The 18,524-nt window shown below is 70.6% G+C and carries 23 protein-coding genes; 15 read left to right on the top strand and 8 right to left on the bottom strand.

Translation table 11 applies throughout. From position 1 onward, the window contains the following. Window positions 1–29: 29 nt before the first annotated feature. On the top strand, window positions 30–1,070 hold the full coding sequence (locus AB0M76_RS30145; protein ID WP_365955888.1) for a helix-turn-helix domain-containing protein: 1,041 nt from the start codon (window positions 30–32) through the stop codon (window positions 1,068–1,070). A gap of 24 nt (window positions 1,071–1,094) precedes the next feature. On the opposite strand, the gene AB0M76_RS30140 is transcribed toward AB0M76_RS30145, so the two are convergent. Beyond that, entirely contained in the window at window positions 1,095–1,601 is a 507-nt protein-coding gene (locus AB0M76_RS30140) for a hypothetical protein (protein ID WP_365955887.1), read from the bottom strand. Between the two features lie 160 nt (window positions 1,602–1,761). On the opposite strand from AB0M76_RS30140, the gene AB0M76_RS30135 reads away from it, so the two are divergent. The 12 genes from AB0M76_RS30135 (at window position 1,762) to AB0M76_RS30080 (ending at window position 9,948) form a co-directional block, all read left to right on the top strand. Beyond that, complete coding sequence (locus AB0M76_RS30135) at window positions 1,762–3,126, top strand: pyridoxal-dependent decarboxylase (protein WP_365955886.1); 1,365 nt, start codon at window positions 1,762–1,764, stop codon at window positions 3,124–3,126. Window positions 3,127–3,155: 29 nt separating this feature from the next. Next, window positions 3,156–3,344, top strand: coding sequence for a hypothetical protein (locus AB0M76_RS30130; protein WP_365955884.1), 189 nt, complete (start codon window positions 3,156–3,158; stop codon window positions 3,342–3,344). Next, window positions 3,344–4,570 carry a hypothetical protein gene (locus AB0M76_RS30125; RefSeq protein ID WP_365955883.1) on the top strand — a complete coding sequence of 409 codons (1,227 nt, stop codon included), beginning with the start codon at window positions 3,344–3,346 and terminating at the stop codon, window positions 4,568–4,570. Before AB0M76_RS30130 ends, AB0M76_RS30125 begins: the two co-directional genes overlap by 1 nt. A gap of 63 nt (window positions 4,571–4,633) precedes the next feature. Beyond that, window positions 4,634–5,002, top strand: a complete 369-nt coding sequence (locus AB0M76_RS30120; RefSeq protein ID WP_365955882.1) for a nuclear transport factor 2 family protein — start codon at window positions 4,634–4,636, stop codon at window positions 5,000–5,002. Window positions 5,003–5,081: 79 nt separating this feature from the next. After that, a complete protein-coding gene (locus AB0M76_RS30115) occupies window positions 5,082–5,507 on the top strand; it encodes a hypothetical protein (protein ID WP_365955880.1) in 426 nt (141 codons plus the stop codon). 88 nt (window positions 5,508–5,595) lie between these two features. Then, window positions 5,596–7,098 (top strand): SulP family inorganic anion transporter, encoded by a 1,503-nt coding sequence (locus tag AB0M76_RS30110; RefSeq protein ID WP_365955879.1) that lies wholly within the window; start codon window positions 5,596–5,598, stop codon window positions 7,096–7,098. Window positions 7,099–7,116: 18 nt separating this feature from the next. After that, window positions 7,117–7,308: a hypothetical protein gene (locus tag AB0M76_RS30105; protein ID WP_365955878.1), complete on the top strand. Its 192-nt coding sequence runs from the start codon at window positions 7,117–7,119 to the stop codon at window positions 7,306–7,308. Window positions 7,309–7,697: 389 nt separating this feature from the next. Further along, complete coding sequence (locus tag AB0M76_RS30100) at window positions 7,698–8,048, top strand: hypothetical protein (protein ID WP_365955877.1); 351 nt, start codon at window positions 7,698–7,700, stop codon at window positions 8,046–8,048. A 152-nt stretch (window positions 8,049–8,200) separates the two neighbouring features. Further along, complete coding sequence (rpmG, locus tag AB0M76_RS30095) at window positions 8,201–8,365, top strand: 50S ribosomal protein L33 (RefSeq protein WP_365955876.1); 165 nt, start codon at window positions 8,201–8,203, stop codon at window positions 8,363–8,365. 66 nt (window positions 8,366–8,431) lie between these two features. Then, window positions 8,432–8,674, top strand: a complete 243-nt coding sequence (locus AB0M76_RS30090) for a type B 50S ribosomal protein L31 (protein WP_365955875.1) — start codon at window positions 8,432–8,434, stop codon at window positions 8,672–8,674. 171 nt (window positions 8,675–8,845) lie between these two features. Continuing rightward, entirely contained in the window at window positions 8,846–9,451 is a 606-nt protein-coding gene (locus AB0M76_RS30085) for a GPP34 family phosphoprotein (RefSeq protein WP_365955874.1), read from the top strand. A gap of 140 nt (window positions 9,452–9,591) precedes the next feature. Further along, window positions 9,592–9,948 (top strand): hypothetical protein, encoded by a 357-nt coding sequence (locus AB0M76_RS30080; RefSeq protein WP_266660143.1) that lies wholly within the window; start codon window positions 9,592–9,594, stop codon window positions 9,946–9,948. 80 nt (window positions 9,949–10,028) lie between these two features. Here the strand turns inward: AB0M76_RS30080 and AB0M76_RS30075 are convergent, their stop codons facing one another. Further along, window positions 10,029–10,838: an alpha/beta fold hydrolase gene (locus AB0M76_RS30075; protein ID WP_365955873.1), complete on the bottom strand. Its 810-nt coding sequence runs from the start codon at window positions 10,836–10,838 to the stop codon at window positions 10,029–10,031. 68 nt (window positions 10,839–10,906) lie between these two features. Between AB0M76_RS30075 and AB0M76_RS30070 the strand changes: the two genes are divergently transcribed. After that, window positions 10,907–11,290: a MerR family transcriptional regulator gene (locus AB0M76_RS30070; RefSeq protein WP_365955872.1), complete on the top strand. Its 384-nt coding sequence runs from the start codon at window positions 10,907–10,909 to the stop codon at window positions 11,288–11,290. Window positions 11,291–11,297: 7 nt separating this feature from the next. Here the strand turns inward: AB0M76_RS30070 and AB0M76_RS30065 are convergent, their stop codons facing one another. The 5 genes from AB0M76_RS30065 to AB0M76_RS30045 all read right to left on the bottom strand — a co-directional run bounded on the left by AB0M76_RS30065 (window position 11,298) and on the right by AB0M76_RS30045 (window position 16,771). Further along, window positions 11,298–11,789 carry a hypothetical protein gene (locus tag AB0M76_RS30065; protein ID WP_365955871.1) on the bottom strand — a complete coding sequence of 164 codons (492 nt, stop codon included), beginning with the start codon at window positions 11,787–11,789 and terminating at the stop codon, window positions 11,298–11,300. An 82-nt stretch (window positions 11,790–11,871) separates the two neighbouring features. Beyond that, complete coding sequence (locus AB0M76_RS30060) at window positions 11,872–13,242, bottom strand: protein kinase (protein ID WP_365955976.1); 1,371 nt, start codon at window positions 13,240–13,242, stop codon at window positions 11,872–11,874. Next, entirely contained in the window at window positions 13,239–13,994 is a 756-nt protein-coding gene (locus AB0M76_RS30055; RefSeq protein ID WP_365955870.1) for an FHA domain-containing protein, read from the bottom strand. Before AB0M76_RS30055 ends, AB0M76_RS30060 begins: the two co-directional genes overlap by 4 nt. 76 nt (window positions 13,995–14,070) lie before the next feature. Continuing rightward, window positions 14,071–14,934, bottom strand: coding sequence for a peptidoglycan DD-metalloendopeptidase family protein (locus tag AB0M76_RS30050; protein WP_365955869.1), 864 nt, complete (start codon window positions 14,932–14,934; stop codon window positions 14,071–14,073). 445 nt (window positions 14,935–15,379) lie between these two features. Then, window positions 15,380–16,771 (bottom strand): amidohydrolase family protein, encoded by a 1,392-nt coding sequence (locus AB0M76_RS30045; protein WP_365955868.1) that lies wholly within the window; start codon window positions 16,769–16,771, stop codon window positions 15,380–15,382. A 297-nt stretch (window positions 16,772–17,068) separates the two neighbouring features. Here AB0M76_RS30045 and AB0M76_RS30040 point away from each other — a divergent pair, with 297 nt between their 5' ends. After that, window positions 17,069–17,659, top strand: a complete 591-nt coding sequence (locus AB0M76_RS30040; RefSeq protein ID WP_365955867.1) for a helix-turn-helix domain-containing protein — start codon at window positions 17,069–17,071, stop codon at window positions 17,657–17,659. Here AB0M76_RS30040 and AB0M76_RS30035 read toward each other — a convergent pair. Further along, window positions 17,642–18,484: a helix-turn-helix transcriptional regulator gene (locus tag AB0M76_RS30035; RefSeq protein ID WP_365955866.1), complete on the bottom strand. Its 843-nt coding sequence runs from the start codon at window positions 18,482–18,484 to the stop codon at window positions 17,642–17,644. The two genes, AB0M76_RS30040 and AB0M76_RS30035, sit on opposite strands and share 18 nt — an antisense overlap. Window positions 18,485–18,524 lie beyond the last annotated feature (40 nt).

Below are 18,524 nucleotides of genomic sequence, written 5' to 3'. Positions count from 1 at the left end.
TAATTCCTGCTGGTCTATGCTCATCCGCTGTGATCTTGCATGCGCACCAGGGGACGACCTCCTCGGCCCTCACCCGTCTGAGCGTCAATGCCGCTCGTCGGCTCGGCATACCCCGGGACGGGTACGCGCATCTGCTGGGCGTGGCGCCTGAGCACCTCAACGACGACCTGTGCCGAACCCCCGCGGCCACGAGCATCCGTATCGCGGAACTGACGACCGTCCACGCTTCCTGGACCGAGTTGGCCTTGGTGCTGGCCGAGCAGTCGGACATCGGCGCCCTCGGGGTCTGGGACTACCTGATCACCTCCGCGCCCACACCGGTCGAAGGGATCCGAGACGCCTCGGCGTACTTCGCCACCGTCGCCGACACCGGAACGGACAACCTGCGGATCGTCGAGGACGGCGAGCAGATCACCATCAGCCACGTCAACGAGGCCGATCTGACGTACGAGGCGGCCTGCGCCATCCGCGCCTACGCCCTCGGCCTGTACCAACGGCGTCTGAGCGAAGCCGCACAGCGCCGCCTCGTTCCCCTCCGTGTCACCCTGGCCGCCGAAGCACCCCGTCGGCACGAGGCCCTGACCGGGCTGTACGGTACCCGCGCCATCGAGTTCGAGGCGCCGGTCAGCTCGATCACCTTCCTCGCCTCCGACTTGACCGCGCCGACGCCACACGCCCAGCCCGGCCTGTCGACCGTGCTTCGAAGACACGCCGAGCAGACCCTCGCCGGCGCGATCCCGCTGCACGACTGGCTGGACCTCTTCCGCACCGCCCTGGCCTCCGTCCACGACGAGGCCACCACTCCGACGCTGCCCGCGGTGGCACGCCGCATGGCCGTCAGTACGAGAACCCTCCAGCGCCGCCTCGACGAACACGGCACCACCTGGAGCAACGAGGTCGAGGCCGTGCGGCGGGCCCACATCACGCGCCTGCTCCACGACACCGACCTCGGCATCGACGCGATAGCCGCCCGAAGCGGCTACGCCGACGCCCGCGCCCTGCGGCGGGCGGTCCAACGCTGGTACGGCACCACGCCCGCCAGGCTGCGCCGCGACGGGCGCTCGCTCTGAAGGCCTCCCTCCACCCCTTCCCCGTCAGAGGCTGTTGCGGCGGCGCATCCTGAGGGGGTGTCCGTTCGGGTCGCTCAGGGCACGGTGCAGTGGCGTCGCAAGGAGGCGTCGGGCGGTCGGCAGGTCCGGCGGGACATGGCGGCGCAGTCTGCCCACAGGGCGCGGCCCACGACGGCCGCCCGCGAGCCACGCGTCCAGTGCCGAGGCGGCCCCCCTGAACGCATCGAATGCAGTCCCCGGATCGCACAGCCCCGGCTCTGCCCCGTCCTGCGCGTCGAGGTGTTCGCGCATCAGCTCCAGCCGCAGCTCCCGGGCGATGCGCCGGGCGCCGTCCCCCAGTCCGCCCGGATCGTGCGGCGGCCGCGGATCACGGCTCCGGTCGACGAGCTCGGCGAAGTACGCCGCTCCGTGGACCAGGGGCCGCGCGTCGTTGCCCTCGGACCAGGCGATACCGTCCGCCCAGCGCTTTTCCAGCCGGGTGGCGGGGTTTCCGCGTTCTCCGGGTTCCAGCAGCCAGTCCGAGGGGAACATGGCGCGACCGCCACGCACCCGCCTGCCCACTGCCGGCCCATCCACCCGCACAGCCCTGTGAGACGGCCTGGTCCGCGGCCGTACGGAGCGATGGTGCAGGTGTGCCGGCCGAGTGGGGCGTGGCTTGCGGGGCCGCGGCGGCGGTCCCATAGTCCGAGGTATGGATGCGCGCGAGAGGGCGCTCCGACGAGCGTACGGCCATGCCGCCCGCTGGTTGGCGAGCCTGGCCGACCGCCGGGTCCCCGCCCGCGCTTCGGTCGACGAGATCGTGCGTGCGCTCGGTGCCGAGCTGCCCGACGGGCCGAGCATGCCGACCGACGTCGTCGACCTGCTGGCCACGGCCTGTGACCCGGGGCTCACCGCTTTCCCCAGTGGCCGTTTCTACGGCTTCGTGGTCGGGGGCACCGAACCGGCTGCGCTGGCCGCAGACTGGCTGGTCAGTGCCTGGGACCAGAACTGCGTGATGCGCGCCGCCTCGCCCGCGTACGCGGCGGTGGAGGACGTAGCCGGCAGGTGGTTGCTCGATCTGCTCGGCCTGCCGAGCGCCAGCGCCGTCGGCTTCACCACGGGTGCCACGATGGCGAACTTCACCTGTCTCGCCGCCGGGCGCGACGCGGTACTGCGCCGCACCGGCTGGAACATCGCCCGCGACGGGCTCGCAGGTGGGCCGCCCGTACGCGCGATAGCCGGCGAGGACCGGCACATGGCCATAGACCTGGCGCTGCGCTATCTCGGGCTCGGCAGTCCGGAACTGGTGAAGGCGGACGATCAGGGACGCATCGAGCCCGAGGCCCTGCGGCGCACCCTGGCGGGCGGCGGGCAGAGCCCCACGATCGTGATCCTCCAGGCCGGAGACATCCACTCCGGCGCCTTCGACCCCTTCGTCGAAACGATCCGTGCCGCTCGCGAGGCGGACGCATGGGTGCACATCGACGGCGCCTTCGGACTGTGGGCAGCCGCCTCTCCGACGTACGCACACCTGACCGCGGGCTGCACATACGCCGACTCGTGGGCAACGGACGCCCACAAGACCCTGAACGTCCCCTACGACTGCGGGCTCGCCATCGTGCGCGACCCGTCCGCGCTCCGGGCAGCCATGGGCCTGCGCGGCGATTACCTCATCCAGGACGAGCACGGCGACCCCATCGACAAGGTGCCCGAGCTCTCCCGGCGCGGCAGAGCCTTCACCGTGTGGGCCGCGCTCAGGTCCCTCGGCCGATCGGGTGTGGCCGACCTCGTGGAGCGGCTGTGCCGACACGCCTCCGCTTTCGCCGCCGGCATCGCCGAGATCGAAGGAGCGACCGTCCTCAACGACGTGGTGTTCACTCAGGTCTGCGCCGAGTTCGGCGGCGACGAACGCACGGAGCGGGTGCTCACTCGGCTGCTCGACGACGGTACGGCGTGGATCAGTGGCTCCACCTGGCACGGTCGTCGCGTCATGCGGATCTCGGTGAGCAACTGGTCGACGACCGACGACGATGTGACACGCACCCTCGACGCCATCCGGCGGGCAGCCGTCAGGTGACCGGGTTCCGCCCGTGGTTCCATGGCGGCGTGGAGAGCATCACTCAGCGCCTCCTGACCAGAGGGTTCGGCCGGCCCAGCGGGCTGCTCGGCCGGCTGGGTGGCCGGCTCATGGCCCACGGCAACGCCGCGACCGAGCTGCATGCCGTCGCCCTCGCCGCGCCCGCCGAACAGGACGTCGTCCTGGCCGCCGCCCCTACGCGTGAGGCCGACGCCTGATGATCGGTTTCCCCCTGTCCGCGCGGATCCGGCCATCGCGCCGCGATTGCCTGCGCAGTCTGCTGCCTCCGGTCGTCGCATGGCTGATGACCAACCTCATCACCTGGCTGATCGCGAAAGCTTCTGTTTCCGGCGATGGATCCAAAGTGGCGTATTGGTCCACAAACGGTCGTCGCCGCTGGGATTCCGAACACTATCTGTCCATCGCCAAGACCGGCTACGAGATGTTTCGGTGCCGGGATCGCTACGCGAACTTTCCCGATGTCATGTGCGGAAATGTCGCCTGGTTTCCCGGATATCCGATGTCGGTCCGGGCGGTTTCCGCCACCGGCCTCTCCTACGAGATATCCGCTGTTGTCGTCACCGAAGCGTCCCTGTTCGGCATGTTCGCGGTGTTGTGGTGGCTTCTCGGCGTCCGGCTCACCTGGGCCACCGGCCTCACCCTGGCCATTGGCGTGGTTTTCCCCGGCGGTATCTATTTCCATGCGTTGTTTCCGATCGCCACCGGAACGCTGGCGTTGCTCGTCTGTATCGCCGGAGTGAAACGCGGCTCCTGGGGCATTGCCGCTGCCGGTGGTTTCGTGGCGGCCTCCTGCCATCCGGTCGGTGCGGTCGCCGTCGGCATGCTGCTGTTGAGCGCGTTCTTCGCATGGCAGCGAGACACGTGGCCTGTACGGCTCGCGAAGGGCGGGGCGTCAGCGGCCATCGCCAGCTGCGGCGTCCTGTGGGCCACATGGCTGATGTGGCAGGCGACGGGCCACTGGGACGCGTACGAGACCATCCAGAAGTCCAGTTACCAGCAAGGTGTCCTACGTCAGCCCTTCGACGAGATGAGGAAGGCGTACGATTTCCCGTTCAGCGACTGGTACCGGCCCGAAGGGCACCTGCCATGGCTGGTGGAGCACAGCCTCACCGCGCACAGGACCCAGCTCTGGCTGAATGCGGCCTTCTTACTGCTCGTAGTGGCGACGGCCATGGTTCGGCTCATCCGGAACCGCCGGCTCGGCGCCGAGGAGTGGGCCGCCTTGATTCTGACGGTGGCCATCTTCCTGTTGCCGTTCTTCGCCGGCGCGGAAATGTCGTGGTATCGCAACCATGCGCAAATGTTTGTCGGGCTCATCTTGGTCAAGCACATGTCCCGATGGGTCCAGGTACCGCTGTTGGCCTTTTGCTCGATCCAGTACGCCCTTTTGGGGGCGATGTTCTTCGCCGGGGTGCTGGTGTAACTGCTCCGCGCACAGCCAGGGCCGTAACCTGGCGTGGTGGACGGTGCAGCAAGTGGTGGCCCTGTGGACGTCGTTGTCCGCTTCAACGACTGCATCAACGCGCAGGACGTGGACGGCCTCGCCCTGCTGATGTCCGAGGATCATGTCTTCGTCGACTCGGCCGGCAGCAGGACCGGAGGCAGACAGGCCTGCCTCGAGGCGTGGCGGGGGTTCTTCGCCGCCTTCCCCGACTACCGCAACGTCTTCACGTCCCTGCGGTCCGAGGGAGACCTGGTGACGATCGAGGGGCACTCGGTGTGTACGGAGCCCGCGCTCGCGGGCCCGGTGCTGTGGACGGCCAGGGCCACAGGGAACCGGCTCGCCGAGTGGAGGGTCCACGAGGACTCGCCGGCCAACCGCAGGCGGCTGGACCTGCCCTTGAGGCCGGCCTGAACGCGATACCCCACATCTGCCCGCGGCTCGCATCGCCCCTGGCGCGGTGCCAGACTCTTCGTGCGCGCCGGAGGCGGTCATGGGTTTCTACGCCGAGCACATAGTCCCGCGGATCCTCAACCTCGCATGCGGCATGGGCGAGGCCGAGGCTCTGCGGCGCCGGGTCTGCCAGGGCCTGGAAGGCGAAGTGCTGGAGATCGGGTTCGGCTCCGGGCACAACGTCCCCTTCTACCCGCCGGCCGTCACCCGGGTGGCCGCCGGCGATCCCTCGGACGTCGGCTGGAAGCTGGCCGCCAAGCGTCTCGCTGCGACCACCACCCCGGTCGAGCGCTCGGGCCTCGACGGCCAGTCGCTGCCCTTCGCGGACGAAGGGCGCCCCGAAGTCCCTGGCCGCCGACTCCCTCGGCATCGCAGTGTCCCGTTGACAGCCCTCGGCGTGCGTCGCGCCGCAGGCCTCGCCGACAACGCCGTTCAGCGCGTCCCGTTCCTGTGCTCGGCGCCGTGAGGCCGCACGGTACCTTGGAGGGTCGCTCCGTCCCTCCGTACGTCCGCCTGCCGATTGGCGGTGTGCCCGCCTGACAGGTCTGCTCCCCTTGCCTCACTCTGCCGTCTCCATATCCGCGCGGCTGCGTGGCGTCCGGCCGTCCTGGCTGTCGCCCAAGGTGCTGCGCACCGAGGTACTGGCCGGGCTCGTGGTCGCACTGGCGCTGATCCCGGAGGCGATCTCGTTCTCGATCATCGCCGGGGTGGATCCGGCGATCGGCCTGTTCGCCTCCTTCACCATGGCCGTGACCATCGCCGTCGTCGGCGGCCGGCCCGCGATGATCTCCGCTGCCACCGGGGCGGTGGCCCTGGTCATCGCACCGCTGAACCGGGAGCACGGGTTCGGGTACCTGGTGGCCGCGGTCATCCTGGCCGGGATGTTCCAGATCGTCCTCGGCGCGCTGGGGGTGGGGAAGCTGCTGCGGTTCATCCCGCGCTCGGTGATGGTCGGCTTCGTCAACTCGCTCGCCATCCTGGTCTTCATGGCCCAGGTGAAGGAGCTGCGGGACGTGCCGTGGGCCGTGTACCCGCTGCTCGCGGCCGGTCTGGCGCTCATGGTGCTGTTCCCGAGGATCACCACCGCTGTCCCCGCCCCGCTGGTCTCGATCGTGATCCTGACGGTGATCACCGTGGCCGCCGGCATCGCCGTTCCGACCGTCGGCGACAAGGGTGCACTGCCGTCCTCGCTGCCGGTGCCCGGACTGCCCGACGTGCCGTTCACCCTCGACACCCTCACCACCATCGCTCCGTACGCCTTCGCCATGGCACTCGTCGGGCTGATGGAGTCCCTGATGACGGCGAAGCTGGTCGACGAGATCACCGACACCCCCTCGTCGAAGACCCGGGAGTCCGTCGGGCAGGGCATCGCGAACATCGTCACCGGCTTCCTCGGCGGCATGGGCGGCTGCGCGATGATCGGCCAGACCATGATCAATGTGAAGGTCTCCGGCGCCCGGACCCGGCTCTCCACCTTCCTGGCGGGCGCGTTTCTGATGGTGCTGTGCATCGCCTTCGGGCCGGTCGTGTCCGACATCCCGATGGCCGCGCTGGTCGCGGTCATGATCATGGTCTGCTTCGCGACCTTCGACTGGCACTCGATAGCGCCGAAGACACTCAAGCGGCTGCCCGCGGGCGAGATCACCGTCATGGCCCTCACCGTGGCCTGCGTCGTCGCCACGCACAACCTCGCCGTCGGCGTCGTCGCGGGATCCGTCACCGCCATGGTCATCTTCGCCAAGCGTGTCGCCAGGCTCGCCGACGTCACGGCGGTCACGGACCCCGACGGCGGGCAGGTCGTCTACGCCGTCACCGGTGAGCTGTTCTTCGCCTCCTCCAACGAGCTCGTCGGCCGCTTCGACTACACCGGCGACCCCGACAAGGTCGTCATCGACCTGTCCGCAGCGCACATCTGGGACGCCTCATCGGTTGCCGCACTGGACGCGATCGAGCACCGGTACGCGCAGCGCGGCAAGAGCGTCGAGATCACGGGACTGAACGAGCCCAGCGCCCGCCTGCACAAGACCCTGAGTGGCGAGCTCGCCTCCGCCGGCTGACCGAGGATGATGAACGGCATGAGTGACCGTGCCGAGTTCCTCACGTGGGTCAGGACCGCCCTGTACGAGGCGGAGCGTGCGCTGCACAACGGCGACCTGGCCACCCGCCGGGCACTCCGGTCACAGAGCGAGCCCGTGAGCGTCCTGGGGGCATGGCGCAACACCAACGGCCGGCAGGAGCTCGGCACGCTCTTCAGCGCCCTCGGGTAGAGCGTCTCCGACTGCACGTCGTACGCGTTCGAACTGCAGGCGTACGACGCCCGGCGCGCGGCCCGTACCGGGCCCGTGGAGATCCTCGACCATGCGGTCGCGGTGGCCATGGTGCACGGGCCGGAGCGGCCCCTCGCGCTGCTCGGCGTACTGGACGAGGACGACCGGCTCGCCGGACACCACCGCCTGCACGCGGTGCGCGGCCCGTATCGCGCAGGACGGCATGCGGGGCGTCGGCCGTCAGGAATCGAAGCGGCGGCGGGAGGACGTGCTGGAGCGCTACGGCCTGCTCGAGCGGACCGTGTACCCCACCGCCCGGTCTCCCGCCATCTCCAACAAGTGGGCGCCTCGTTCCGATCGCCTTCGTCCGGAACGGCTCGGAAATCGTCATGTGCACACCGACGAACGCCCCGAAACTCCCGGCTCTGCGCCACAACCCGGCCGTCGCCCTGACGATGGACATCGAGAAGGTGCACCCGCCGAAGATCCTGCTGCTCCGCGGTCGGGCCGAGCTGGACGTGGTCGAAGGCATCCCGGACGAGTTCCTTCGATCGAACGGCGCCGAGGCGATGACACCCGAGCAGCGGGTCGAGTGGGAGGCCGAGGTCCGATCGCTGTACGACGGGATGGTGCGGATCGTCGTGACCCCGACCTGGGCGAAGCTGATCGACTTCGAGACGACCCTGCCGAGCGCGGTGGAGGAACTGGCCCGGCAGCGGAGCGAACGCGAACGCGGCTGACCTGCATGATCCGCACGGCGGGCGGTTGCCTCGATGCGCAGTGAGCCGGGGCCGCGGCGGGGCGGGAATGCGTGGACCGGGGCTTCGGTTACACCAGGCAGCTGGCATGCGCGAGTCAAATATCGCGCCAGTGTCGCTGAGAGGAGCACCACGTGGCACGCAACGTCACGCGCCCCGTCGTCCGACTGAAGTCGACGGCCGGGACCGGCACCACCTATACGACGCGGAAGAACACCCGGAACAGCCCCGACCGGCTCGTCCTGCGGAAGTACGACCCGCTGGCGGGGCGGCACGTCGCGTTCCGAGAGGAACGCTGAGGCCCACCGGACGCCGCCGGGCGCGCACGCATGCACTCGGCACACGCGCATGAGGAAGGAAACCGCATGAAGCCCCGTATCCACCCCGAATCCCGCTCCGTCGTCTTCCGCGACCGCGCAGCCGACATGGCGTTCCTGTCCCGGTCGACCGCGCACGCCTCGGGAACGATCGAGTGGGAGGATGGCAAGACCTACCCGCTGGTCGACGTCGAGATCTCGTCGGCGAGCCACCCGCTGTACACGGGGACCTCACGGATCGTGGACACCGAGGGCCGCGTAGAGCGCTTCAACCGTCGCTACGGCCGCTGAGCGCGGTCCCACAGCTGACCCGCTCGGCCCGGTACGGCGTGTTCCGCGAAGCGGGAGGCGATACTGGCATTCCACGTACGGCAGGCTGCTTCGGCCGGACTGTACGCCTGTCGGGCGGCGGGCCGGCCGGTGGGGGCGCAGCAGTTCCGATGACTCCGAGGGGAGCCGTTCATGACCACGGCGAAAGACCTGTTCATCATCGCCATGGACCCGCAGCCGGACCGTTCGGTGGGGCAGGGGGACCTGTCGCTCGCACTCGCGGGAGCCGAGCTGATCGATCTCATCGGCGCGCAGGCAGTCGCCTTGGACGGGGACAGCATCGTGCCGGGTCCGCAGTCTGCGCTGGATGATCGCCAGCTGGGCGAGGCGTCGGCGGCGCTGGTTCGGCAGGTGCCGTACGAGCAGGTCGAGGACTGGCTGTGGCGCAGGGGCCGCGACCTCGCCGCGGCGTACCAGGCCGCCCTCGAGGCGGACGGTCAACTGGCTCGGGGGCGAAGCGGCCGGTCCCTCTTCGGGGCCGAGCGCCTGGAAGTGGTCGATTCACCCGCTCGCCGCCAGGCCCTCGGCCGCCGGGAGGCGGACGAGCCCGTCCTCGCCGCCCTCGCGGCCGTCGTGGGGATTGCGAGCGGGCCGTCCGAGGAGCAGCCGAGCCTCGACGACGAAGCGGTGACGACCGTGCTGGCCTTCGTCAACGACGCGGTGATGGAGCTGGAAGCCGTACGCCAGAGGCGGTCCATCGAGAAGGCGGCGTTCGCCAACGTCTGGCGCGGTCCGTGACCGGTAGGTGACGTGGCCTGCGTTCGACCGCTCCCGGCCCCGGTGCTGTCGGCTCGACGACCTCGGCTGAAAGACGGCCGAAATGCAGCAGGTCGCCGAACCGGCTCCCGGACCGGGGCGCGAGCTTCTAGGCTGGTCACATGCGCCACACGCTCACCAGCCTCGCCAGTGCCTACGAACTGGAGCGCGTCAAGCGTGCCCCGGCCGGCGGGCGCGACTTCATGGCCCGGGCCGCCGCCTATGAAGAACGGATGGCACAGCGCCCCGACCTGCGCCACTGGTCCCCCGTGGACAACGCCGATCCCGGAGACGACGGGCCCACACGTGTTCTCGACGCCGACCTCGACGCGTGGACACGCCTCGGCGACGGCCCGAACCGCGGCGCGTGGCGGATGGCGCGGTTCAACCGCCCCGAGCAGGAGGAGCAGCCCGGCGGCGCGCTGACCTGGCAGGAGCTCACGTACCACTACGGGCCCCTCACCGAAGACAGCCCCTGAGGCACCGCCGGCCGGGTGGTGCAGCGGCAGGCCCGTCGTGCCGACGATGCGACGAGCTGGTTCCGTGCGAAGCCGAACGGTCAGGCCGACACCGTGGGCAGAGCGCCGAGGAACGCGCGGACGTGGCGGAGCCACGTCGCGCGGTCGGCGTCGTTCAGGACGTGGGCCGCGCCGGGCAGTTCGAACAGCCTGGCGCCCGGGATGCCTGCCGCCAGACGCCGCGAACTCACGGGGTGCACCAGCCGGTCGCCGGTGGGTGCCACCACCAGGGTAGGCACGGACAGGTTCTCGAGGTCTGCCCGGACATCCACGCGGGACACCAGGTCGAAGTGGTCCACTGTGCCGGGCGGCAGCCCGGTCAGGGTCCGGGCCACCAAATCCTCGAGGTCGGCCGGAGCGATGGTCGCCAGGTCGGTCGGCGACATGCACGACAGACAGGCGAACCGGGCCACGTCGCTCCACTGACCCGCCCCGGCCAGGGTCTTGATGAGCCGCGCAGCCAACCCCACGACGGGGTCTGCCACAGCGAACCCGGCGGTGAGGACGAGCGCCGTGACCCGCTCGGGGTGCCGGGCGGCGACACGGACGGCCACGGCGCTGCCCAGCGACTCTCCGAGCACGGCGAACGACTCCTGCCCTACAGCCAGAGCGGAGACGACCAGTCGGTCGGCGAGTTCGTCCAGTTCCAAGGGCTCGGTGGCCACAGGAGAGCCGCCCGCCCCCGGGTAGTGCGGGCCGATGAGCGTGTGGTCGCGGGCGAGGTCGTCGAGCCCGATGCCGAAGTTGCCGTGGATGCCGCCGCCGGCGCCGTGGGCGAGCAGCAAGGCGGGACCGCTGCCCATGAGGACGACGTCGAGGTGAGAGGGAGGAAGCGCGTGCTCGGTGTTCATGCCCCGACGCTAAACTCTGACACCGGTGTCAGAGTCAAGTCGCCGTGCTGCGGAGGGGGGTGGGTCACGTGCTGATGAAGGAGATGGTCCGGCGTACGGGAGTCCATGAACGGCTGCTGCGCTATTACGAACAGCAAGGGCTGCTGGCTCCCCAACGGCTGCCGAGCGGCTACCGGGTCTACGGCGAGGCGGATGTGGAGACCGTGCGCCGTATCCGGTGCCTGCTGGCGGCAGGACTTCCCACTGCGACGATCGCCCAGGTACTGCCTTGCATTCGCCCGGACGACGACCGCCTGGTGCCCACCTGCCCTGACTTGCTGACCCGGTTGGAGCAGGAAAGGGAGCGGATCACCCGCTCCATCGAGGAACTACAGGCTTCCCGCACCATCCTCGACTCCGTCCTGATGCCGCCCCGCCCCCGGTCGGCAGCGGCCGGGGGCGGGCAGGCGTGACGGTCGATCAGCAGTTGCGGATGGAGTAGACCGGCGTCCAGTCCTGGCCTTGCTGACCGCCACCGGGCGTGAAGGACTTCACGACGCCGCCGCCCTGGTTGTACAGGTACGACGCGGGGTTTCCGGTCTGGTTGTCGAAGTACCACCCGTTGCCGTTCCAGTTGTACACCGAGTACCGGTTGCAGTTGTAGAGGTAGAAGATCTTCCAGTCCGACGTCGTCGGATCCCAGACGAGGGTGCAGAGGTTCCCGCTGTCGCAGCCGTAGCTGCCACTCGCCGGCACGTGAGAGGTGCGGACGCCGGGCGAGATGCCCGGGGACGAGGCAGCTGCGAGGGACGCCGGCCGGGCGTTTGCGGGCGCGGCCGGCGCGACCAGGACGCGGGCGCTCGCGCCCTGGTCCGAGGGCGTGGCGGCCTCGGCCGACCCGGTGGTGAACGCCGCCGTGAGCAGCATCGTGGTGACGCCGACCATGCCGAGAACGGAACGCTTGACGCGCATCGTGGACTCCTTGCCAGAGCGGTGTGAAGTACCTCGAGACTCGTGGAGGAGCCGTCCCGGCAGTACCTCGCACCTGCGAGGGTCAGCAGTTCGGTACCCAGGCGTGGGAGCGCGGCCGGTCCGAACCGGCGAGGTTGGTCCTGGTGCGCACCTTCACGCAGCCCAGCAGCTCCCGCCGGTCGGGCTGCGCGTAGTAGAGGACGTCGACCTGGGTCGCCCCCTCGGCGAGGTCGAAGCCGTTGTTGTAGACCGACCGGGGCCCGCTGTGGGCCGCCCACGGGCAGGGGGCCTGGCCGTCGCTCCAGTCGGTGTCGCCGTCGACCCAGGAGCAGATCTCGCCCCGGCCGTCCTCCTCCGCGAAGAAGCAGACGGCACCGCGCCGGCACCGGCCGTACCCCGCATCGGCTGCGCCCCTCAGCGGGAGCAGCCCGGTGCCCCAAACGACCCCCAGGACGGCGAGCGCCGCCGTCCCGGCCGTGATCACCACGCGGCCCCGCCGTCGCGGCCCGAGGGCGCGCGAGCCCTTCGGTGCCCGCCTCGGCGCGGTGCGGCCCGCGGCCGCCGCCTCGACCCGGCTCAGCAGTGACGCCGCAGTGTGCCGGGCCCGGTCCTCGTGGCTGCGGGCCAGGCAGTCGCCGACGATGTCGCGCCAGGGCTCCGGCAGTTCCGGCGACAGGCGCAGTTCCTCCTCGCCCCTGGCGTAGCGCAGCGCCGCGTCCCGGCGGGCGGCGGACGCGCCGCCGGGCAGCGGCAGCGAGCCGGTCAGGACGACGTGGGCCAGTACGCCGAAGGCCCATATGTCGGCGGTGGGACGGATCTTCGTCCCGCGTTCACCGATCTCCGACCAGAGGAGGTCCGGCGGTGTGTAGTCGGGCGTCGCGAACGCCGCCGAGTACGCGTGGGTGCCCTCCAGCTCCGCCGCCGTGTTGAAGTCGCCGAGGCGCGCCGTACCGTCGGGCATCAGCAGGACGTTGCCGGGCTTGAGGTCACCGTGCACCCAGCCCGCCCTGTGCAGTTGGTCGAGCCCCTCGCAGACCTGGGCGAGGAGGGTGGGCCCCGTCGGCGGCACGCCGTCGGCCAGCAGGGCGTCCAGGGACCCCTTCGCCTCCTCCAGGACGAGTACGGTGGCGCCGTCGAGTTCGGGGCGGCCGGGATCGTCGAGCGTGAGCACCTCGTACATCCGGATCAGCCGGGGCGTGCACACCCGGCGCAGCACCTCGGTCTCGCGGTCGGCGAGTTCGCTCAGGTGCCGCAGCTGGCGCGGGGTACGGGTGCCGGTCGGGAGGAGCTTGAGCGCGGCCCGGCCGGGCAGGCCCGGCTCGGGGACGGCGCGTCGAGCCGCGTACACGCTGGCGAAGGCGCCGGCTCCGAGCAGGTGGCCGACGACCCAGGGGCCGATCCGGTAGCCCGGCGGGACCGCGAGGGCGCCCCGCTGCCCGGCCCGCCCGGTCAGGGGGCGGTACCGGTCGGGGCGGCCGGCAGGGCCGCCAGGTCGTGCTCGCGGACCAGGTCGAAGCGCAGGGCCAGCGACACCAGGGTGTCCTTCTTGCCGACCAGCCGCGGTCCCGGATCCGCCGTGTCGGGTCCGGGCTTGAGGCGGAGCTTGACCGCGAGGTAGTCGATGCTCCACTGCACGGCGGCCCGGTTCGCGGCCGGCCACGACGGCCTCAGCCGTTCGACGACCTGCTCGACGGTGGGCAGCGGAGCGTGCGGTACACCGCGCAGCCGCGGCTCGCAGAGCGCGGTGAGGACCAGGAAGTACCGGCTGGAGCGGTCGAGCGGGAAGGCGAGCGCCGTCGGCTCCCCGCCGGGCTCGCCGAGCTCGCCGGGTTCGTCCTGGTCGGCGTAGTCGTGGCGCGGCGCCCAGACGTCCAGGGTCAGCAGTTCGGAGCCGGCCGGCAGGACGAGGCGGGCGAACTCGAACGGGACGGGTGCGCCCAGCCGACCGGGCGCGATCTTGATGTGCTCGCCGGCGCCTTCCGGGTTCTCGACCACGTACGTCGACGCACGGCTCAGGTTGCTGAGCGACCAGTACGTGCCGGTGGCGATGATCTCCCCCGCGGAGCGCGAGACGCCGGCGTGCGGGACGTGCAGGCGGCCGTCGCCCGCGCTCTCGCGGCCGAACCGGAGGGTCTGCCCCGGTGCCAGGCGGATCTGTGCGGCCGGGGACATGGTGGGTCCCGGAACCACGACGATGCTGTACACGCTGCTCCCATCCCCCAAGGTGCCGGGGGCAGGTTAGCCAGCGGAATCAATCGTTTCTGTAAAGGTTGGCCGGTACTCAACACTCGCCGCGCCACTCGAAGCGGTCGATGGTCCGGCCGCCGGCGGGCAGGTTTCCGCGCCCCTCGTCCCAGCCGTAGTGCAGGCAGGCGGTGCCGCCCTCCCTGAAGTACACCTGCACGTGGTCGTAACCCGGCTGCGGCGTACCGTTGTTGAAGAAGGACCTGCGCAGGCCGCAGCGGCTTTCGGGCTCGTCGACGGCGGAGCGGCAGACGGTGCCGGTGCCGTCGGCTCCCGAGTAGAAGCAGACGTGGCCGGACGGGCAGTCCAGCCAAGCTGCCGGCGCGCCGGTGCAGTTGCGGCTCGTCACGCTCGGCCAGTCCTTCCCTGCGCCCGTGTACGCGACACCGTCGAAGTAGGCCGGAACCCGATGGCTCTCGTCGGTGAAGTCGCCGGAGGCCAGGAAGCGCTGCTCGTAGTGCAGGTGGGCCCAGTCGGAGGCGCCCGAGGTGCCGATCCGGCCGATCCGTGTGGACGGCTCGACGGCGTCGCCCTTCTTGACGTAGGTCGCCGGGTCGTCCTTCAGGTGGTAGTACGCCGTGAACCAGCCGTTGCCGTGGCTGATCTGGATCGTGTTGCCCGAGCCGTTGTTCCAGTACGCGGCGGACACCGTACCGGCGGCGGACGCCAGTACGGGCAGGCCGTCGGATCCGGTGTTGCCCTCCACCACCATGTCCAGCGCGGGGTCGTGGCCCCAGGTGTGCAGCTCCCAGGTCGTGCCGCACGGGAACGGCAGCTGGAACAGCGGCTTCGCCCCGGCCGCCGCCCTCGGGGGCGCGGCCGAGGCGGGCACGCCCGCCAGGACGAGTCCCGCCACGGACATCAGCACCAGCGCATGCAGCATGCGCACGTACCGCTTCATGTCTCCCCCTCGCGGCCCTGTGGACGGCGCCCTGCCAGGCGTTGTCGCGCACCATGGTCGGGGGCGGGGGACGATCACGACACCTCGCAGGTACGAGGGTGCCCGCGGCCTGATGGCTGGCGGGGCGTCCGCCTTCAGTCCGCGCCGGCGGGTACCAGGACCTGCCCGAGGTACTCGGGCGGGAAGAACTCCGCGGGCGAGGTGACGCCCGCGGCCACTCGGGCAAAGCCGTCCATGGCCGGAACGCTGTGGCACACGGCCTCCAGCAGCCGTGCCCTCTCCGGCGTCGGCCCTTCGCCGCCTCGCTGACGGCGTCCCGGGTATCCGGGGCCGGGGCTGGATCCGGGTGCATATGCCCAGTTTCGCAGCCTGGAGGCCCGCGCCGCGCGTGTGCACGCAGCGCCGGTCCGTGCGCCGCACAAGGCCGGGGTGCGGGCGGGGGTGGTCAGGCGGCCGGGGTGTTCAGCACGTACGTACGCGAGGCGTGTACGGCACTGCGCAGTGCGGGGAGGTCGACGTCGAGGACCTGTCCGTTCCACTTCCGGGGTTCGCCGTTGATCAGGACCGTGCTGATGTTGCGCGGGTCGGAGCCCAGGACGATGGTGCCGATGGGATCGTTGAGCGGCATGTTGTTGAGGTCCTCGGCCTGGATGACCAGAAGGTCGGCCTTCTTGCCCGGTGTGAGCGAGCCGGTGACGCCTGCGAGTCCGTTGGTCCGTGCGCCCTGGAGGGTGGCGAAGTCCAGGACGTCGTGGGTGGTGATCCGGGAGGGCTGCCGGTCGGTGCCGTAGGCGGCGTTGACCGCGCGCATCCGCTGGAGGGCGTGCAGGGTCCGCATCTGGGTGAACATGTCGCTGGCCAGGGCGACTTCGACGTCGATGCTGAGGCCGGGGCGGATGCCGGCGGACAGGGCCTCGTCGACGGCGGGAATCGCGGTCTCCAGGCCGATCTGGGCGTCGGAGGTGGGGGCGAGCGACACGGTGCTGCCGGTCTCCCCCATGGCCTTCCATGCCTCGGAGGTGAGTCCGGTGGAGTGGATGAGGGTGACGTCGGGGCCGAGGATGCCGTCCTCGGCCCAGCGCAGCACCGCCTCGGAGGACGCCGCGCCGAAGACGGCGTCCACACTCACCCCGATGCCCAATTCTTTGGCCACATCGGCCAGTTCGGGTCCGTAGGAGAGTGCAGGTCCGGCGATCTCATCGGTGGCCAAGGCCGCCAGCCGCAGGGTCAGCAGCTGGTCGTCGCTGCTGAAGTACCGGTCCTTGATGCGGGTGAGATCGCCGGGCCACTGCCGGTCCCAGTCGCCGAAGTGCGGGCCCATGGAGGCGTGCACTCCGCGGATTCCGGTGTCGAGGAGGGCCTGGATCGCGGCGTCGGAGTGCTCGCGGGTGCGGGAGTTGTGGGAGAAGTCGAGCATCGTCGTGATACCGCTGTCGATCGCCGTCAGGGCGGCCAGCCTGGTGCCGATGTACATGTCCTCGGGCCGGTAGACGGTGGCGTGGCCGGCCAGGGTGGTCATGACGTAGCCGGCCAGGTCGTCGACGTCCGGCATGATCCGGCGCAGCTGGGCCTGCCAGGCGTGCCGGTGGGTGTCGACGAAGCCGGGGGTGAGGATCGTGCCGGTGGCGTCGACGACAACGGCGTCGCCCCCGCCGAGGTCGCCGCCGACCGCGGTGATCGTGTCGCCCTCGACCAGGAGATCGCCGCGGTCGATGACGCCGAGGCCGGGGTCCATGGTGACGATCGTCGCGCCGGTGAAGAGGATGCGCCGCCGGCCGGCGGGCCGGCGCCGGATCTGCGCGAGGACGGCATCGAAGGCGTTGGCTTGGACGTTCATGACAGGACTTCTTTCCGTACACCGAAGAGGGAGATGGTGAGTTGCGGCTGCCGGGCGGCGACCGGAACGGCTCTGCCATCAGCCTCGGTTGCGTTGTCTGCGGCAACCAGGCCGCCGTGTTCCCTGGTGTCGCGCACCCAGGATGCGGACGTGTCGTCGCGCGCAGCGGCCACGGCCGTCCCCGCCGCTTGGTCGCCGGTCCCCCGGTCTGCCATCATGGACGAAACGGAACCTTGCTCCGCGGAAACAATACGGAGCATCGTTCCGCTGTGCGGGACTCGTTGAAGGAGCGTCGCAGTGAACGACGGCGGACAGGGCGCGGGAAGCGCAGCCGGGTCCAAGCGCAAGGACGCCCGGCGCAATCAGCAGACCCTGCTGGAGGCAGCCGCCGCGGTGTTCGTCACCTCGGGGGTGGAAGCGCCGGTACGGGACATCGCGGCTGCGGCCGGCGTCGGCATGGGCACGATCTACCGCCACTTCCCCACCCGGGCGGACCTCGTCATCGCCGTCTACCGCCACCAGGTCGACGCCTGCGCCGAAGCCGGCCCGGCCCTGCTGGCCGCCGGTCCGACACCGCACGCCGCCCTCGAGCGGTGGGTCGACCTCTTCGTCGACTTCCTCGTCACCAAACACGGCCTCGCGGCCGCGATGCAGGCCGACAATTCCGGCTTCGAGGCGCTGCACGCCTACTTCCTCGACCGCCTGGTGCCGGTGTGCGCCCAGCTCCTCGACGCTGCCGCCGCCGCGGGCGAGATCCGCTCCGACCTCACCGCGTACCCCCTCATGCGCGGCATCGGCAACCTCTGCATCGGCGCCGAGAGCGACCCCCGCTACGACGCCCGCCGACTGGTCGCACTCCTCGTCGCAGGACTACGCCAACCCTGCTGACTGCGGCGCGGGTCCCATGGAACGGAGTTCCGCGAAGGCGGCCACGGTGGCACTGGCGGGCTCGGCCTGGTAGACGACCAGCTGCTGGTGCGGGGCATCGTTGACGGTGAAGGCCGAGAACTGGATCTCCAGAGCGCCGACCCCGGGGTGTACGAGGTGCTTGGGCTGCCGCGTCTTGCCCCGCACCTCGTGCCGCGCCCACCGTGCGGCGAATTCCGGGCTCTTCGCGCACAGCGTGTCGACGACCTCGGTGATCCGCGGGGACTCGGGGTCGTATCCGTACGCGGCACGGATTTCGGCGACGCAGGAGTTCGCGGCCTTCTCCCAGTCCTGGTGGAATCTGCGTCCGGCCGGGTCCAGGAAGACCATACGGGCCAGGTTGTCGAACTGATGGAATCCGCTGTGCAGGGCCGCGGCGAGGGTGTTGTACGCCAGGACGTCCAGGGCCGGTCCCAGGACGAAGGCGGGGGTGTCGGACCAGCTGTCGAGCAACTGCAGGAGCTGGGGGCTGACCCGGGAACGAGCGGCGGGAATCCCACGGCGCCCGTGGGGCGCCCGGGTGAGTCTGCGCAGGTGGCCGAGTGCCTCGTCGTCGAGGTGCAGGGCTGCGGCGATCGCGTCGACGACCTGGGGCGACGGGCCGGTCTCCCGGCCCTGTTCCAGGCGCATGTAGTAGTCGGGGCTCACGCCCGCGAGGAGGGCGACCTCCTCGCGGCGCAGCCCCGGTACCCGCCTGCGGCCGTGCGCGGGCAGGCCTATGTCCTGCGGCTTGAGGGCTTCGCGCCGCGCTCTGAGGAACTCTCCCATGGGACTGCCGTCGCGCATGAAGTCAACGTACTGGACAAGAAATGCCGGCCGGTGTGGT

This window comes from Streptomyces sp. NPDC051364 (genome assembly GCF_040682115.1).
Lineage (GTDB): Bacteria > Actinomycetota > Actinomycetes > Streptomycetales > Streptomycetaceae > Streptomyces.
Note: the sequence above shows the minus strand (reverse complement) of the source record. Positions and strands in the feature narration are given on the sequence as shown.

Excerpts from the sequence above, each read along its gene's own strand:
- AB0M76_RS30140 (WP_365955887.1), bottom strand. The coding sequence starts at position 1,601 with ATGTTCCCCTCGGACTGGCTGCTGGAACCCGGAGAACGCGGAAACCCC.
- AB0M76_RS30135 (WP_365955886.1), top strand. The coding sequence starts at position 1,762 with ATGGATGCGCGCGAGAGGGCGCTCCGACGAGCGTACGGCCATGCCGCC.
- AB0M76_RS30125 (WP_365955883.1), top strand. The coding sequence starts at position 3,344 with ATGATCGGTTTCCCCCTGTCCGCGCGGATCCGGCCATCGCGCCGCGAT.
- AB0M76_RS30115 (WP_365955880.1), top strand. The coding sequence starts at position 5,082 with ATGGGTTTCTACGCCGAGCACATAGTCCCGCGGATCCTCAACCTCGCA.
- AB0M76_RS30105 (WP_365955878.1), top strand. The coding sequence starts at position 7,117 with ATGAGTGACCGTGCCGAGTTCCTCACGTGGGTCAGGACCGCCCTGTAC.
- AB0M76_RS30100 (WP_365955877.1), top strand. The coding sequence starts at position 7,698 with ATGTGCACACCGACGAACGCCCCGAAACTCCCGGCTCTGCGCCACAAC.
- AB0M76_RS30090 (WP_365955875.1), top strand. The coding sequence starts at position 8,432 with ATGAAGCCCCGTATCCACCCCGAATCCCGCTCCGTCGTCTTCCGCGAC.
- AB0M76_RS30085 (WP_365955874.1), top strand. The coding sequence starts at position 8,846 with ATGACCACGGCGAAAGACCTGTTCATCATCGCCATGGACCCGCAGCCG.
- AB0M76_RS30080 (WP_266660143.1), top strand. The coding sequence starts at position 9,592 with ATGCGCCACACGCTCACCAGCCTCGCCAGTGCCTACGAACTGGAGCGC.
- AB0M76_RS30075 (WP_365955873.1), bottom strand. The coding sequence starts at position 10,838 with ATGAACACCGAGCACGCGCTTCCTCCCTCTCACCTCGACGTCGTCCTC.
- AB0M76_RS30065 (WP_365955871.1), bottom strand. The coding sequence starts at position 11,789 with ATGCGCGTCAAGCGTTCCGTTCTCGGCATGGTCGGCGTCACCACGATG.
- AB0M76_RS30050 (WP_365955869.1), bottom strand. The coding sequence starts at position 14,934 with ATGAAGCGGTACGTGCGCATGCTGCATGCGCTGGTGCTGATGTCCGTG.
- AB0M76_RS30045 (WP_365955868.1), bottom strand. The coding sequence starts at position 16,771 with ATGAACGTCCAAGCCAACGCCTTCGATGCCGTCCTCGCGCAGATCCGG.
- AB0M76_RS30035 (WP_365955866.1), bottom strand. The coding sequence starts at position 18,484 with ATGCGCGACGGCAGTCCCATGGGAGAGTTCCTCAGAGCGCGGCGCGAA.